Source organism: Stieleria neptunia (genome assembly GCF_007754155.1).
GTDB lineage: Bacteria > Planctomycetota > Planctomycetia > Pirellulales > Pirellulaceae > Stieleria > Stieleria neptunia.
On record NZ_CP037423.1, the window covers coordinates 4,369,709 to 4,385,442 of the forward strand.

The following is a 15,734-nucleotide window of genomic DNA, read 5'->3' on the forward strand; positions in this document are numbered from 1 at the left end:
CGAATCTGGCGATTCGAGGAAGGCAAGCAGGATGCTTACCCCACTTTGGGTGGAACGGTTGGGTGCGGCGGATCAATCGGCGAATTGATGTTGTCGCAATAGCCGCAATCGCTGGTTCAATTCGCGTTCACGCCGATCCAGTTCGGCCTCGCGTCGATCGAGCCGCAAGGACCATTGGCTGAGGCTGGCGATCAAGTCGCCGGTGTGGTCGGAGAACAGGTCTTTCGCGCACCCGGCGGGCAAGGCTTTGGCTGGCGTGATACGGTCAGCCGATGGCGGGGCTGGAGGCGGTTCGGGCGGATCGATCCGCAGCAGCAACTCGTTTTGATCAGCGGCTCCGGGGCCGTCGTCCGCAGTCGATCGTCGTCGAAGCTGCAAGGTCACGGGCCGCGATTCGACTGCCGCGATGGTCTTGCGCAGCGTTCTCAGACGGAACAGGGGCGGCGGTGCAGCGACCGGTTGGTTGGCGGCCGTGGGGCCTGAATCGCCCTGTATCGGTTGGCCGATTGCCAGACCGCCCGCGGTGTCGCGGCGGGACGGCGTCGGGCAACGCTGGGAAGCATTTTTTCCATCTGTTTCTTGAGCTGTTAGCGGCAGGGCGCGAGCCCTCCGGTTCCGCATCTTTGCCAAAACACCGGAGGGCTCGCGCCCTGCCGCTAAAGATTGCGTCACAGCGTTGGGCGTCGGGATGACGGTCGGTGGCATCGGGCGGCGGATGGAATGGAGGATCGGGGCGGACGCGGAGTCGTTGTGGCGAGGTGCTGTCGTGAGAGTGTGGTCAATGAATGGTTTCACACCTCAATCGACCTTTCCTACCAGGGGGCGCGCAGTTTGAAGTGGTTGAAATTAAAGGGGTTTGGTCACTCTCCCCCTGGGAGAGTCGAGCGTAGCGAGGAGAGGGGGCTCTTTGCTGCTTGGGACGCGACTCCGGTAGGTGAAGTTAAACTTGCGATTGACCGATCGACCTCCCCTCGCTGCGCTCGACCCTCCTGCCAGGAGGGTGACATTAAAACGGCATCCCCCCTCGCTGCGCTCGACCCTCCTGCCAGGGAGGGTGACTTTAAAAACGGCATCCCTTCTTTCTTTAAACATCGTATCGCCCTGTAAGGCTTCGTTCGTCACGCTGGGCCGAGTGACCTGCACGCTTGTCAGCCTGGAGCGTAAAATGGGGCGTAAGCTATAGTCATCGCAGCGGTTGTGACGTTCAAACCGCCCACCTTCCACTGTTAGGGGTTCGAATCGGGATGCACATGTCCGACATTTCAATAGGCTCACGCTCTTGTTTTTCCGGTCTGATTCTGGCTTTCCTGGTCGGCGTCGCCTCGGTGCCGTCGGTGGTCGCTGCGGAATTTGAGTCACCGGAGCAGACCAATGCGGCGATCGACAAGAGTGTCGAGTCGGCGATCGGATTTTTGAAGAATCGCGGTCAGACCGGTGACGGCGCGTTCAGCCCCGAGACCGGTGTGGCGGTGACGTCATTGTGCGTCCGAGCGATTCTGGAGCATCGTCCCACCGACGTCGACTCGCCGGTCGTTCAAAAAGCGATTCAGTTCATCCTGGACAATGTCCGTCCCAGCGGCGGGATCCACGCGACGGGATCGATGTACCGAAACTACGAAACGTCCGTCGCCGTCGGCGCCTTGGTCGCCGCCAATCGTGATGATCGATATGAAAGTCAACTCAAGCGTGCCGAAGCGTATTTGAAGGAGATTCAGTGGGACGAGGGCGAAGGCGTGGAGTCGTCGGACACGGCGTATGGCGGTGCGGGCTACGGCAAACACGCCCGTCCCGATTTGTCCAACACGTCCTTTTTGGTCGATGCCTTGAAAGACTTGGGCAATGACGCCGACGACGAAGCGATCCAAAAGGCGCTGCGATTTGTCAGCCGGACACAAAATTTGGCCGGCCACGGAAACGACACCGAGCATGCCGACAAGATCGGCGACGGCGGGTTTTATTACACGCCGGCCGCCGGCGGAGAAACCAAGGTCGTCAGCGAAGACGGTGACAATGAAGACGGTGACAATGGCGGGGCGCTCCGCAGCTACGGTTCGATGACCTACGCGGGGCTCAAGAGCATGATCTATGCCGGCCTGACCAGCGACGACCCTCGCGTCGCGGCCGCCATGGACTTTATCCAAAAAACCTATTCGCTGGACGAGAATCCCGGGATGGGCAAAGCCGGGCTGTACTACTACTACCACACCTTCGGCAAAGCCTTGGCGGCCGCGGACATCCGCGTGCTGACCGATTCGGAAGGCAAACATCACAACTGGAAACGCGAGCTGGCCGCGACCTTGGTCGATGCGCAGCAGGCTGACGGATCGTGGGTCAACGACGGCAACGACCGCTGGATGGAAGGCAACCGCAATCTGGTGACGGCCTACGCGCTGCTGGCGCTGAAGTATTGCCGCGAGTGATCCCAAACCGTTTGCTCGTTTGGAGGAATTCGGTTCCAATGGTTCGCTTCGATCGGCTGCGTCCAGCGATCGAATGCCGAACCAGCCTCTTAACCTGAATTCCATGCAACTTCCCGTCGTCAATTTATCGGATTCCGCCCCGGCCCCGGCTCCTCAGGAGGGGGGGGCAGATGCCCGCGGCAGCTACGCCGTGGTTTCGTTGGGCTGTCCCAAGAACTTGGTCGACACCGAACAGATGCTCGGCCGGCTGGACCAGGACGGGTACCGAATGGTGGGGGACGTCAATGCGGCGGATTTTGTTGTCGTCAACACCTGCGGCTTCATCGACTCGGCGCGTGAAGAATCGCTCGGTGCGATCGATGAAATGTTGGACCTGAAGCGTCAGGGCAAAATTCGCGGGGTGGTCGTGACGGGCTGCTTGGCCGAGCGTCAGCGGGGCAAGTTGTTGGAAGCGCGTCCGGAAATCGATGCGATGGTCGGCGTTTTCGGACGCAACGACATCGTCGACGTCGCCCATCGATTGAAGAGCGGGATCCAGGAACAACAACGCGTCTTTCGCCCCGCGCCGATCCGGCCGCTGTCCGATGCCGTCCGTTCGGCCGTCACGCCGCGCCACTTTGCGTACCTGAAAATCAGCGAAGGGTGCGATCGGCTGTGCACGTTCTGCGCGATCCCCAAGATGCGCGGCAAGCACTACAGCAAGCCGATCGAACAAGTGGTCGATGAAGCGAAACGGCTGGGGGACAGTGGCGTTCGCGAAGTCGTCATCGTCGCCCAAGACACGACGTACTATGGCAAGGATCTGTACGGCACGCCAAAGCTGACGGAACTGCTGACGGAATTGGACAAGATCGATTCGATCGATTGGATCCGACTGATGTACTTTTATCCGATGTACATCGATGACCGGTTGGTGGAAACGCTGGCCGGTGCCGAGCGGATTTTGCCGTACATCGACATGCCGTTGCAACACGCCAGTGACGCGATGTTGAAACGCATGTCCCGTAAAACGACCCGTTCGCTGCAGGAAGAAATTGTGGGGCGTTTGCGTGAACAGATCAAATCACTGGTGATGCGGACGACGATGATCACGGGATTCCCGGGCGAGACCGAAGACGATTTCGAACAGCTGGTCGATTTCGTCGCCGAGCAACACTTTGAGCATCTGGGCGTGTTCACCTACTCGGTCGAAGAAGACACGCCGGCGGCCAAGTTGCCCCACCGCGTGCCCGCGAAGATCGCCGAGCGGCGGATGAGTGAGCTGATGGCCGTTCAGCAGCAGATCGCGTTTCAGTGGAACGCCGATCGCGTCGGATCACTCGATGACGTGATCATCGATTCCAAGTTTGAAGAGCAAGAGGGTGTCTGGATCGGCAGAACCCGCTCGGAGGCGCCGGAGATCGACGGGGTGGTCTACGTCAGTGGCATCGAATCGGGTTCCGAGCCGCAGGTCGGCGACATCGTCGAATGTGAGATCGTCGCCAGCCAAGGGTATGACCTGGTGGCCGCGCCGACGGCATAAGGACGACGCCCTGCCAGCCGGACGCGTGAGCGAGCGGCGCGTCACCCTCGTTCCCGGGCTCCGCCTGGGAACGCAATGTCCTTGAGGCTCCGCCTCGGCCGGCCCGGCGATCGATCGTGAGGCGGAGCCTCTGGAGAATCGCGTTACGAGGCGGAGCCTCGTAACGAGTTGCGGATGACAGGCTGGAAGCCAATCCCACAGCTCTCACCCTCGTTCCCGGGCTCCGCCTGGGAACGCAATGTCCTTGAGGCTCCGCCTCGGCCGGGTCGGCGATCGATCGTGAGGCGGAGCCTCTGGAGAACCGCGTTACGAAGCGGAGCCTCGTAACGAGTTGCGGCATGACAGGCTGGAAGCCAATCCCACAGCTCTCACCCTCGTTCCCGGGCTCCGCCTGGGAACGCAATGTCCTTGAGGCTCCGCCTCGGCCGGGTCGGCGATCGATCGTGAGGCGGAGCCTCTGGAGAATCGCGTTACGAGGCGGAGCCTCGTAACGAGTTGCGGATGACAGGCTGGAAGCCTATCCCACAGCTCTCACCCTCGTTCCCGGGCTCCGCCTGGGAACGCAATGTCCTTGAGGCTCCGCCTCGGCCGGCCCGGCGATCGATCGTGAGGCGGAGCCTCTGGAGAATCGCGTTACGAGGCGGAGCCTCGTAACGAGTTGCGGCATGACAGGCTGGAAGCCTATCCCACAGCTCTCACCCTCGTTCCCGGGCTCCGCCTGGGAACGCAATGTCCTTGAGGCTCCGCCTCGGCCAGCCCGGCGATCGATCGTGAGGCGGAGCCTCTGGAGAACCGCGTTACGAGGCGGAGCCTCGTAACGAGTTGCGGATGACAGGCTGGAAGCCAATCCCACAGCTCTCACCCTCGTTCCCGGGCTCCGCCTGGGAACGCAATGTCCTTGAGGCTCCGCCTCGGCCGGCTCGGGGATCGATCGTGAGGCGGAGCCTGGGCTGCGCAAAATTGCAACTCAGAAGGATAGCAGATTTAGGCCGTATCGGTTCCTGGGGATGACGGTAGTACGCTGCGGCGGAACATCGTCATGGTTTGTCTGAGGTTGTCCTTCACCCAATTGCATAGGGTTTTGTGGGTAACGGAGGCGAGGCTCGTTTCAATGGCTTCCGCACTGACGTCGGCGACGCTGGCAGCCATTGATAAGACGTTGCGGGTGAAACCGCTGCGAGAATGTTGTCGACCCATCTGCTTGCCCTTACCGATCAAGGATTCAAGGATTTCGCTGCTCGCCGGCAACCTCTCCCCGGGGGCAAGAATGCTTGAATTCTCTTCGATCGCCGAGACGATCTCGTCGCGAAACGCTTGGCTCTGCCAATCGCCTACATCACACGAAAGTTTTTCAGCCAGGGAAGCAGCCGAGTCTGCGTTAAAACCGACTGTTCGTGAGTGCTCTAACGTCTTGTCGACCATCCGCATCAGACGTGCCCAGACTGCGATCGATTCACGATAGTCAAGCACCCAAGCGAATTTCTCTTCCAGGCGACCAAGTCGATCTTGTTGCTGACGTTCTTCATGGGGGGTGTCAAGCAGACGCAACATCCGCTCTGCCCACCCGATCAGACTGTGCAGATTCATGAAGCGTGCCTTGACCTTGAGTTTGGGAGGCAACAACGATCCCAGCTCAGTCTGTTTGGCTTTCGGTTGTGTCTTTCCACAGTGCCCGAGAAACGAATCCCATTGAGGGTCTTTCTGCAGGACATGTTTGAGTGCCGTCGCAGTTCGGTGACACATGTCGGTCAATGCGATCGTCGACTCGCTTTCCTGTTGAAAACCAGCGATTCCGTTGACCAAGTCGGAACCTTGGTCGGAAATGATGGCCTTGACCTGACCGACTCGGTCAGCAGCTTTCTTCAGTTGCTCGGCAACAATCTTGCCGTTGGATGTCTGGACAATCTCGATCAGGATGGCCGAGAGATCGCTCAGTCGGATAGGCCGATCGAGATTGAGCCAATGTTCAAGGCGAATCCCAACGATCAAAAGACATTTCTCGTTTCCCAATTGGATCGTGTGGTCGACCAGGAGAATCCAATCGTCGGCCTGTTCTTTGGGACGCGTTAATTCATGCAGCCCCCGTCGCAGCGTCCAGTTCTGAATCGTGTTTGCCGTAGGGGCGTGAGACAATCCAGAATGGATGGTGCCTAGCGTGCGGGCAATTTTCTCACAAGCTCGATAGCTGATGGTTGCTTGGAGCACCCAAGAAATCGTGAGTACAACGAGACTCAACGAAAAAGAATGTTGGGGGCCGGCGGCAGCAATTGAGTCGACGGCTGCGTCGGGCGATTCTTCAGGGGCTGCTCCGCGTTTTTAACTGCTCTAATTCACTCTGCAGCTCGGCGACGCGCCGCCGCAGTTGGCTTGCCTCGCCTCTCCATCGCTGGCGGCTCTCTCTCGCATTGCAGAGGTTTTGCTTGAGTTCCTTAATCAACCGCTTGGATTGCATGGCGTTGTTCTTCCATTTCTCTCGTCCACGGCGTGCCGAACCAAGAAGTTTGGAAACAGGTGACTTATACTCAATCGTGGCTTGAGACATGACTGAACCTCCATGACGCGGAAAAACTGCATATAAGAGAACCAATTCCGTCAAATTCTCAAATAGCAATTTCAACACAAAACCGGTCGGTTTTGCGCAGCCCAGGCGGAGCCTCTGGAGAATCGCGTTACGAAGCGGAGCCTCGTAACGAGTTGCGGCATGACAGGCTGGAAGCCTATCCCACTGGGGTCAATGATTCGAGTAGCGGATCTCGGGCGAATAACGCAATGCCTTGGCGGCGTGCGGGGGCAGCGCTTTCTGCAGGTCCAGGCACTCTTTTTCGCGGACCGGATTGGGGTCGTGCATGATGTGGGTGACCAGCGCGACGACCAATTCGTTGCGTCGGGTTTCGGCGGCACGTTTGTTGAATAGCCGTTTGACGACGGGAATGCTGCCGACCAGGGGAACCTTCGCTTCGCTCATGGAATCGGTTTCGCGGATCAGGCCGCCGATCACCAGCCCGCTGCCGTCGGGCATCAGCACGGTCGTGGAAACTTGCGTCGTGTCTTCTTCGGGAAAGCCGCTCTCGGTGATCTTGCCGCCGGAGACTTTGGGCAGGACCGTCATCAGGATGTTGCCGTCTTGCGTGATCACGGGCGTGACTTCCAAGACGATCCCGACGTCCAAGAACTGGACATTTTGAATCGTTGCCGTTTGCGTGGTTGTGGCGACGGCGTACGGCAGACGTTGTCCGATTTGCACTTTGGCCGTTTGCCGATTGACCACACTGACTTTGGGGGATGCCAGGGTGCGCGAGTTGGTGTTGACGTGGATCGCCTCGATCAAATGCCCGATGTCGGTCCCATTGATCCGGAATGCCAGCGACGGCCCCTCGGGGTTTTCTTCGGCGAATCCCGTTCCTTCCAAAACGACTTTGGCGCCCGAGACCCGCGCCAGTGCACGCAAATTCACGCCGTGTCGTTCTTCGTCATTCAAGTCGATTTGCAGCACATGGGCTTCGACCAGGACTTGTCGCGGCGGAATATCGATCTGGGCGATGTACTGGGAAACACGTTGGTGCCCCGCTTCGTTGTCTTCGACGATCAACAGTTCACGCGTCTTGAGTTGATCCAGCTGATCCGCTTCACTGGTGTACGCCTTGCCGACCGGGGACAGCAGTCCGGTGACGACCGATTGCACATCGGCGGCGGCGACATAGTTGAGCGGATAGACTTGCAGCCTACGGCCTTGGACTTTGGGATCCAGGGTCGCCGTTTCGGCGCCGGTGACATACAGCAGGTTGTCCGACCGATGCCAATGAAAACCCGCGACACCCAAAATGGCATCCAGCACTTCGTCCAGCCGCGCACCGCGGATGCTGACGGTGACCGGTCCGTTCACATCTGGGCCGATCACAAGATTCAAAGTGTGGTGATCGGCGATCATCCTTAGCACGCTGCGCAAGTCGGCATCGTTGGCGATCAGGGTGACCAGGTCGGCGTGTTTTTCCAGCGTCGCGCGATCGGTGCCGGGGGCCGGCTTGAGTGGGATCGCAAAACCTTTTCGATCGGCCGCCGGTTGTGGCAATTCTGTCGGGGCATCGGCGGCTTCGGCGTCGTCGGATTCCGCGACGACTTGGGCGATCCGTCGAGTCGAATGTGGCAGCGAGCCGACAATCAAGTCAGCGATTTGAACGTCACGCCGCTGATCGGCATCTGATTCGGCATCTGGTTCGGCATGGTGGACGACGTAATCAATGCTGCCGTTGTGAACGCTCAAGTTTTCCGCGGTCGCCGGTTGAGCGAGTTGGATCGATTGCAGATTTCCGATGTCGCTCGGGTGCGGCGGCGCCATCGGTGTGTAGGCCGCGCGGGCGGGACTGGGCGTCAGCGGTTGTGGCATCGTTCCCACCGGTTCGGGAGCGGGCATCAACCGTGCCGATGCGACGGGACGCAGCCCGTCGGGGACGCGTTGCGGCCGCCGCGCGGGATGCCGATGCTTGGCCGTGTCACCCGTCGTGGCGGTGGGGCGCGAGCCGGGCGGGGCGGAGCGGATGTCGCTTGAGCGGTTGGGGACGGGCAGTGCGATCGGTGTCTTGCCAGCAATCGGGACGATTCGAGACGCAGCACTGGTCCGCCGCTGGCGGGTGCCGGGACGGATGCCGGCCGTCTGGTCCGACAGCTCGGCCAGCGGTATCACATCGGCCGGCGGCAAGGGCAGTGCGGTCAGCGGAGCGCTGTCGTGGGCCGCTGGGGGCTGCGATCGCCCACGAGTTTGCCATTGCGAGGGATCGGACGCAGGCGAATCGGAAGCTTCCGACGACGACGACGGTCCGGTTGATTCGAACGCGGCCAACGCGACCGGTGCATGGGGCGGATCGTCAGCTGCTGCGACCAGCCGAATCGCCGAGGCATCGATTCCTGGGGGCAGATTCGTCAACTGATGGGCGGTCGTCACGTCGGCAGGGAACACACCGATTTCGGAGCTTCCCGCCTGCAAGATGGTCTTGGATTTACCGCGCAGCAGTAAAGCCGACGGGGGCTCGCAGGCCGGGTCGCCGGGAGTTTCTGGCAGATCAGGGCGCTGGGAGCCGCTGGTTTTGCCGGTCGCGTTTGTGCCGGCGGCGATTTTGCTGGCGCGTTCGACTTGGGTATCCGCGGTTTGCGCACACGGCATCATCCCCAAGCAGAGGGTTCCGATGATCGCCAGAGACAAAATCCGCATCCGGTGAGCTTCCTTGCACGTTGGATGAACTGAAAACCCGAACAACCGACACAATCGGCATAAACTAACACTGTTGTCGTATCGGCGTCTGACGCGCGACAGCGAAGCAAAACCTGTGAACTTGATCCAATTAGGGAGAATTGACGAATCCCTAGGGAGCGACCTCAACCCCCTGATCGGAGACCTCGATGACCACGACGCCGGTTTCCAATGTTTCACCCGATCGCACGATTTGGCCGTCGATCAGTGCCTTGCGATCGGTTCCCTCGTACGCCCCATAGACAGCACCCAGGTTGTATTGCACCGTTGATGGGGGCTCGACTTGTGTCGGAGTCGGTTCGGGGGCGGATTGAACGACTTCCACTGCCGGTCCCCGAAACAAATCCGTCGCGGTGATCACGTCGTGGGTCAGGGTGGGCAGATCGGCGGCCGTGACCAAGCGTTCGATTAATTCATCCTGGTCGCCGTCCGGGGTCTGCTGGTCGAGTGGTTTGAGAGAGACAAGTGACGTCTTGATCGAGGTCGCAGCGTCGCCGGTCGGAGGTTCGCCCGACGGGGAACAGACCAGCGCGATCAACAACACGGTCAGCAGGAATGCGACCAGGGCAAGTTGTTTCTTCTTTTTGGCGTCGTTGGGGGGGACCGTGCGTGGTCGCGGACCGGCACTGCGGTTCGGGTCAGGTTTCATGATCGCTGCTCCGCTTCAAAAGTTTTGCGGCGGTCGTGTCTTTCCCGGCCGACGGGATGCGCAGAGAAACGGTGGCGAGGCATCGGACCGGGTCCGGGTTGCCGGCATGGGCCGCGGCGGCGCGATCGTCTGGGGCGGCTCGAATGAGACGGATTTCGTCGCACCAGATTGGCAAGTCGGCGGTGACGCTCCGTTGCAGGAACCGGCAGATGTCTGGGTAGGACCCCCGGATTTCACATTCCGCTTCCAGTACGGCGATGCGTTTTCCCTGATGGGGGCGGCCACGATCCAGGGCGATCAACTGCACACCGCAGGCAGCGGCTTCATTTTGCAGGCTCGATCGCACGTTTTCCCAAGAGCGGTTGTGCGGCAGCCAGGCGGCGATCTGATCGATGCGCTGTTGAGTCAGGCGTCGACGTTCATCGGCTTGGTTGAATTCATTCTGCAACCGATTGCGACTGGAGATCAATTCGATGGCGTCTGCGATTTGCTGTGGGCTGTGGGAGGGGTCGGCGGCCAAGATTTCGGGATAAATCCAAATCGTACTCGCCAATGCGATCAGCCCCGTCGCGATGATTCCACAGACGACGTGGCATCGCAGCGGTGTGCTGACCCAGCGCAGGTGCGGCGCCGGCTCGGTGCCCCATCTCGCGTTGTTCCGATGCAGGTGATTGGGATGGTTCATGGCAGCAACGTTGACGAGAGCGGTTGTGCGGTGACTTGAATCAGGGCCTCGCGCCACGCGCCACCGGGGGTGTTCAATTGGACCTCTTGCAAGCGGCCCGATTGTTCCAAGCGGTCGTTCCAGGGCATCAAGACATCCCGGCTGTTGGCGACCGCGGTCAACGAGACGCGGGGCACCGCCCAGGACGGTGGCTCTTTCAGTGACACGTCATATTCCAGTGGCAATTTGACCTCGATCGACTGCACGTCCAGGTGTTGCGCCGCCGGGACTTTGGGGCCCGGGTGTGTGGCCTGCGCCACGGCGCCCAGCACTTGCGCGACGCTGTCGTCGGGCTTGGCCGATTCGACCCAGGTGCACCATTTTTCCAACAACGCGTTTTCGGTTTTCAACAGACGCGTGGTGCGGCGGAGTTCGGCAATTGGTTGCGCTTGTTCGACCAGGACGGCGTTCTTGGCGATGGTTCGACGGCCGCGCAGCCACAGGGTGACGGACGATCCGACGGTGATCGACAAGAGCACCAGCAGCACCACCGACCACTTCTGAAAGGCCTGTTCGGCATGACGTCTGGCGCGGTAGTGTGGCGGCATCAGCTCGAAATCCTGCCAGCCGCCCAAGCCGTCGGTCACGTTTTGACACGGCACCGCTGCGGTCGGTGCGTCCGGCGGCCATGGCATCGGGGCCATCGCATCGGAGGGTTCGGGAACAAAATCGATGCCGACACTTCCGAGGTCATCGTGCTCGGTGGTGGCGTGTTGTTCGAGTTGCATCATCGCCCATAGCCTCGACTGGAACAGCGGGTCGCGGCCCACGCCAGAGAAAGTGCTCCGGCATAGGACGAATCGAGTCGGCGGACGAATTCGACGTCGCGGTCGAGGTACTTGGCCAGAGTCGTCGGACGCTGGGGGCCACTGTAGGACCAAATCGCGACGGGGGTTTCGGTCAGGGTGGCGATGATTTCATCGACACCCTGGATTTCCGCCAGCGGCCCGGCGATCAGGAGTGGTTTGGTGGAGACGCCGCCCATGTCGGCGCGGGCGGCGTAACGGGCGGTCGCCCTGAATTCGGTCGCGATTTCGGTCAGGTAAGGGCGCAGGGTATGGGCGTCGAGCGGCCGATCGGGTTGGTCCAATTCCAAGATCTGCTCGGGCAGCGAAGGCAGCGTCCGCGTCAAACCGACTCCCGTCTGGTGCCGCACTGAGACCAGCACCGAGGCGTGACCGAGCCAGAGCACGGCTTGGGCGTCGATGCCGGTCAAGGATTCTGCGGCGTGGGCCAGCGCGACACCGTGCGGCAGGATCGATTGAACGTTGAAACCATTGGCGCTGGCAATGTCGGTGATCTGACAGGCGGTCTGTTCCGCTGTGGCCGCGATCACGTATTGATCCTCACCGCAGGGGTGACCGTGATGGACGCCCACGACCGGCCAATGGCACAAGTGTGCGTCACTTTGGAACACCGATTGACGGAACATTTCGCTGCAGCGATGGCGGGCCTGGGGAATGTCGTTGCCGACGACGGTTTGGTAATGCGTCCAGGCGATCGGCAGCGCGATGGCCGCGACGTTGCTCTCCCCTTCGATACAGCGTGGCAGACGCTGGTGGATCGACGTCAGGACCTCCTGCAACCACTGTGGCGTCATGTCTTGGTCGCGTTCGGTCGGCAATGCGAATTGATGACGGCTGACCCAAGCGTGTTCGTTGCCCGGTCGGTCGGAGGAACGAAGCGTCGCCACGCGAACGTTGTGTTCGCCGACGTCGATGCCGATGTAGGCCGTGCCGTGCTGAGAAAACTGTCCCGATCGCCGCCAAAACGTCATCGTCGGCGCACGGTGTTTCACGTTCGGCCGAGTCTGCGAGACGGGGGATGGGGTGGACGTCATGATCGGGCAGGGTCGAGGAAAGGCCGGCCTAGAATCCGCCTCAGGCTCGGCAGTAGGGATGTACGTCACAGAAGCGAACGGATCAAACGATTGCGATCTCCTACCTCAATGCCGGGGCGGGCGTGTTGGGGGGGAGACTAGTGTTGCCGTTGTAATCGGCAGATTCGAATCCGATCAACCGCCTTGGATCGTGGAAACGTCCAACAGCGGCAGCATCACCGACATCACGATGCCGGCGACGAAGACGCCCATCACCAGGATGATCACCGGTTCGAGCGCGATGACCAGTCGTTTGATCTTGCGTCCGCCTTCTTGTTCGTAAAAGCGGCCGATGTCATCGAGGACTTCCGCGACTCGCCCGGTCCGTTCACCCGTCGCCATCATCTGGGTCGCTTCGGTGGGCAGAAAGTCAGCCGTCGCCAACGCGTCGCTGGCGCTGAGCCCATCGATCAGATTGGCTTCGACGCGATCGAGAAGATCGTGCCAGGAACGGTCTTGCACGGTATCGCGTGTCAGTCGCACCGCTTGCAACATCGGGACGCCGCCGCGGACCATCGCCGCGATCGTGCGAAAGTACCTTCCGGCGATCAGGGGGCGATAAGCGTCTTTGATCATCGGCGCGTAAAGCAACAGTTTACCGATCGGGCCTTGGATCAAGGGGTGGCGACGCAGCATGAACAACGCCACGATCGCGGCGATGCCGACGGGAAACAGCACCATCCAATAGTCGCGACCGAAAGTCCCGACGTCCAACAAGAATTGGGTCGACGCCGGGACGGGCCGTCCGGTGGATTGGAACACGCGTCCGAATTGCGGCAGGACACCGAGGATCAGTGCGGTCATCACGACCGAGGCGGCGGCGATCAAGATCACCGGATAGATCATCGCGCCGACAATCGAGGCCCGCATTTCCAATTCCCCACGCATCCGTTCGCAGACGTTGCCAAGGGTTTGCGGGACATCGCCGGTCGCTTCGGCCGCGGCAAGCATCGGCGGCAGCGAGGCGGGAAAGTATTGTCCGTGTGCCGCGACGGCACTGGAAAAACGGCTGCCCCCGCTGAGCGACTGGTGAATCGCATCCAGGGATTCGCCCAGACGCGGGTCCTGGCAATGGTCCGCGACGTGGCCGACCGCTTCTGCGATCTCAACGCCGTTTTGACTCATCACGGCCAACTGGTTCAGACTCAACAGAACCGTCGACGACGAAACCGGGAACAGGAAGATGCCGCCAGATCCCGATGGGCGGGTCGGCGAGGGCAACGCCGCCGCGGGATTGGCCGCGGGATTGCCCCGGGGATTGGCAAGCGGGTTGTGTGCCGCGCTGTGTGCCGAGCTGCGAGTCGGTCCGGGGGCTTGATTGCCCGTGGATCGAGACCCGCTGTCGGCCGAACCGCGTGATGGGAAGGAGCCGGGCGCGGGAGAACCGGACAGGTCTTCCCGTTCATTCGGCACGGTTTTCAGTGGGGTGAACGCCTTCATGATTTCAATCGACCAGTGCCACGCGTCCGACTTCTTCCAAGCTGGTCACTTTGTTCTTTGCCAACTCGATCCCTTCGCTCAAGAGCGTCGGCCCGGTCCGAGAGCGACGCAGCGTTTCCAGGTCCGCACCGTCGTTGATCAGCGTGCGGACGTCGGGAGTCATCTCAAACAATTCGTAAACGCCCGAGCGGCCGCGATAGCCCGATTCGTAGCACTCGCCGCAGCCACGGCTGCGCGCAAAACCCTGCCGTGGGTCACCGACGTAATGCAGTTCTTCCAGCATCTTGGTCGACGGGTAATAGGTTTCTTTGCAGTGGGGACAAAGATTTCGCATCAAGCGTTGCGCGATCACACCGGCCAGGCTTGCGGCGATTTTGAAACTTTCGATTCCCATGTCCATCAACCGGGTGATCGCGGCGGCACTGTCATTGGTGTGCAAGGTGCTCAGGACCAGGTGTCCGGTCAGAGCCGCCTGGATCGCGGTCTCGGCGGTCTCGCGGTCACGGATTTCACCGACCATGATGACATCGGGGTCTTGTCGCAAGATGCTTCGCAGGGCTTGGGCAAATGTCATCCCGGTTTCTTTGGCGACTTGAACCTGGTTGATCAATTCCAGTTGGTACTCGACCGGATCTTCGACGGTGATCACGTTCCGTTCGATGCCTTTGATCAGTTCGATGGCCGAATAGAGCGTCGTGGTTTTTCCGCTGCCGGTCGGTCCGGTCACCAGCACCAACCCGTGCGGCCGTGACAGCATGCGGCGGACGGAGTTCAGCGAGGTGTTGGGCAGCCCAAGCGCATTGAGATCGAAGGTGACGCTATTGCGATCGAGCACCCGCATCACGACTTTCTCACCGAGCACGGTGGGCAGCGTGCTGACACGGAGGTCGACGTCGCGGCGGCTGATACGCACGTGCAGCCGCCCGTCCTGGGGTTGCCGGTGTTCGGCGATGTCCAGCTTTGCCATGACCTTGATCCGCGAGACGATCGCGGCGTGCATTTCCTTGCGCGGCTTCATGACTTCGCGGAGTGCGCCGTCGATGCGAAAGCGGATCGACGTGAATTTCTTGCCGGCTTCGATGTGGATGTCGCTGGCGCCTTGCCGAACGGCCTGGATGATCGCGTAGTTGACCAGGTTGATCACCGGGCTGCCTTCGGCCAACTGTTGCGTGCCGTGCAGGTCCAGATCGATCGTTTCGGAATCGATTTCCAGTTGTTCGACGTCCAGATCCGCGGTCACCGAATCGACGGCAAAGTCGTCTTCGTAACAGCGCGGCAACAGCCGTTCGATGCCGCTGGCCAGGGTCAACACGGGGCGGATGCGGCAACCGCTGATGTCGCTCAGCGCGTCGATCGCCGCCAGGTCCTGGGGGTCGGCCATCGCCACGGTCAGTTCATCGCGGACGCGCATCAGCGGCAACACGCGATAGCGTTCGGCTTCCTCGCGGGGGATCAGCGCGACGGCGATCGGGTCGATCAATCCCTCGCGGAGCTTGACGCCTTCGACGCCCAGTTGTTCGCCCAGCATGGGCAGCAAGCTGGCCTCGTCGACCAGCCCCAGTTCCGCCACGACCTCGCCGAGTCGTTTGAAGTGTTTCCGTTTGACGCGGCCGATCGATTCGGTGCCCTCTTGAGCGGCCAGGGCCTGCAACCGGTCTTCTTCGCTGGCCTGGTGCGCCAGCGCGGTTTCCAGTTGGTCTTCGCGGATCAACCCGGCTTCGATCAAGCGGCTTCCCAGCGGCATCACGCCGTGCGTCAGGCCGGGACGGCGTGACGGCAGCACGATCCGCGGCGGACCGAGACCGGCGGCATCGGAGGACGGTTTCGCAATCGTTTTCATCGCCATCGAATCCTC

12 protein-coding genes are annotated in these 15,734 nt (G+C 61.0%); 2 read left to right on the plus strand and 10 right to left on the minus strand.

Annotation, left to right across the window (positions count from 1 at the left end; all coding sequences use genetic code 11):
* Positions 1 to 72 precede the first annotated feature (72 nt).
* Positions 73 to 672, minus strand: a complete 600-nt coding sequence (locus Enr13x_RS15155) for a hypothetical protein (RefSeq protein WP_145387412.1) — start codon at positions 670 to 672, stop codon at positions 73 to 75.
* Positions 673 to 1,250: 578 nt separating this feature from the next.
* Here Enr13x_RS15155 and Enr13x_RS15160 point away from each other — a divergent pair.
* Positions 1,251 to 2,420: a prenyltransferase/squalene oxidase repeat-containing protein gene (locus Enr13x_RS15160; protein ID WP_231744310.1), complete on the plus strand. Its 1,170-nt coding sequence runs from the start codon at positions 1,251 to 1,253 to the stop codon at positions 2,418 to 2,420.
* A 103-nt stretch (positions 2,421 to 2,523) separates the two neighbouring features.
* Positions 2,524 to 3,942, plus strand: coding sequence for a 30S ribosomal protein S12 methylthiotransferase RimO (gene rimO, locus Enr13x_RS15165; RefSeq protein WP_145387416.1), 1,419 nt, complete (start codon positions 2,524 to 2,526; stop codon positions 3,940 to 3,942).
* A 984-nt stretch (positions 3,943 to 4,926) separates the two neighbouring features.
* Here rimO and Enr13x_RS15170 read toward each other — a convergent pair.
* The 9 genes from Enr13x_RS15170 to Enr13x_RS15210 all read right to left on the minus strand — a co-directional run bounded on the left by Enr13x_RS15170 (position 4,927) and on the right by Enr13x_RS15210 (position 15,725).
* Positions 4,927 to 6,147: a hypothetical protein gene (locus Enr13x_RS15170; protein ID WP_145384426.1), complete on the minus strand. Its 1,221-nt coding sequence runs from the start codon at positions 6,145 to 6,147 to the stop codon at positions 4,927 to 4,929.
* A gap of 91 nt (positions 6,148 to 6,238) precedes the next feature.
* The gene (locus Enr13x_RS15175) at positions 6,239 to 6,484 is read right to left on the minus strand and encodes a hypothetical protein (protein ID WP_145384425.1); all 246 of its coding nucleotides are present in this window, start codon (positions 6,482 to 6,484) and stop codon (positions 6,239 to 6,241) included.
* A 189-nt stretch (positions 6,485 to 6,673) separates the two neighbouring features.
* Positions 6,674 to 9,148, minus strand: a complete 2,475-nt coding sequence (locus Enr13x_RS15180) for a type II secretion system protein GspD (protein ID WP_145387418.1) — start codon at positions 9,146 to 9,148, stop codon at positions 6,674 to 6,676.
* A 151-nt stretch (positions 9,149 to 9,299) separates the two neighbouring features.
* Complete coding sequence (locus tag Enr13x_RS15185) at positions 9,300 to 9,836, minus strand: hypothetical protein (RefSeq protein ID WP_145387420.1); 537 nt, start codon at positions 9,834 to 9,836, stop codon at positions 9,300 to 9,302.
* Positions 9,826 to 10,521 (minus strand): hypothetical protein, encoded by a 696-nt coding sequence (locus Enr13x_RS15190; RefSeq protein WP_145387422.1) that lies wholly within the window; start codon positions 10,519 to 10,521, stop codon positions 9,826 to 9,828. Before Enr13x_RS15190 ends, Enr13x_RS15185 begins: the two co-directional genes overlap by 11 nt.
* Positions 10,518 to 11,291 (minus strand): hypothetical protein, encoded by a 774-nt coding sequence (locus Enr13x_RS15195; RefSeq protein ID WP_145387424.1) that lies wholly within the window; start codon positions 11,289 to 11,291, stop codon positions 10,518 to 10,520. Before Enr13x_RS15195 ends, Enr13x_RS15190 begins: the two co-directional genes overlap by 4 nt.
* A complete protein-coding gene (locus Enr13x_RS15200; RefSeq protein WP_145387426.1) occupies positions 11,288 to 12,400 on the minus strand; it encodes a hypothetical protein in 1,113 nt (370 codons plus the stop codon). The genes Enr13x_RS15195 and Enr13x_RS15200 overlap by 4 nt, the downstream gene beginning before the upstream one ends.
* Before the next feature lie 174 nt (positions 12,401 to 12,574).
* Positions 12,575 to 13,879: a type II secretion system F family protein gene (locus Enr13x_RS15205; protein ID WP_145387428.1), complete on the minus strand. Its 1,305-nt coding sequence runs from the start codon at positions 13,877 to 13,879 to the stop codon at positions 12,575 to 12,577.
* A gap of 4 nt (positions 13,880 to 13,883) precedes the next feature.
* Positions 13,884 to 15,725: a GspE/PulE family protein gene (locus Enr13x_RS15210; protein WP_145387429.1), complete on the minus strand. Its 1,842-nt coding sequence runs from the start codon at positions 15,723 to 15,725 to the stop codon at positions 13,884 to 13,886.
* Positions 15,726 to 15,734 lie beyond the last annotated feature (9 nt).

What these genes read in the sequence shown, in the direction of transcription:
- rimO (WP_145387416.1), top strand. Translation starts at nt 2,524, where the DNA reads ATGCAACTTCCCGTCGTCAATTTATCGGATTCCGCCCCGGCCCCGGCT.
- Enr13x_RS15200 (WP_145387426.1), bottom strand. Translation starts at nt 12,400, where the DNA reads ATGACGTCCACCCCATCCCCCGTCTCGCAGACTCGGCCGAACGTGAAA.
- Enr13x_RS15160 (WP_231744310.1), top strand. Translation starts at nt 1,251, where the DNA reads ATGTCCGACATTTCAATAGGCTCACGCTCTTGTTTTTCCGGTCTGATT.
- Enr13x_RS15185 (WP_145387420.1), bottom strand. Translation starts at nt 9,836, where the DNA reads ATGAAACCTGACCCGAACCGCAGTGCCGGTCCGCGACCACGCACGGTC.
- Enr13x_RS15190 (WP_145387422.1), bottom strand. Translation starts at nt 10,521, where the DNA reads ATGAACCATCCCAATCACCTGCATCGGAACAACGCGAGATGGGGCACC.
- Enr13x_RS15195 (WP_145387424.1), bottom strand. Translation starts at nt 11,291, where the DNA reads ATGATGCAACTCGAACAACACGCCACCACCGAGCACGATGACCTCGGA.
- Enr13x_RS15205 (WP_145387428.1), bottom strand. Translation starts at nt 13,879, where the DNA reads ATGAAGGCGTTCACCCCACTGAAAACCGTGCCGAATGAACGGGAAGAC.
- Enr13x_RS15210 (WP_145387429.1), bottom strand. Translation starts at nt 15,725, where the DNA reads ATGGCGATGAAAACGATTGCGAAACCGTCCTCCGATGCCGCCGGTCTC.
- Enr13x_RS15175 (WP_145384425.1), bottom strand. Translation starts at nt 6,484, where the DNA reads ATGTCTCAAGCCACGATTGAGTATAAGTCACCTGTTTCCAAACTTCTT.
- Enr13x_RS15180 (WP_145387418.1), bottom strand. Translation starts at nt 9,148, where the DNA reads ATGCGGATTTTGTCTCTGGCGATCATCGGAACCCTCTGCTTGGGGATG.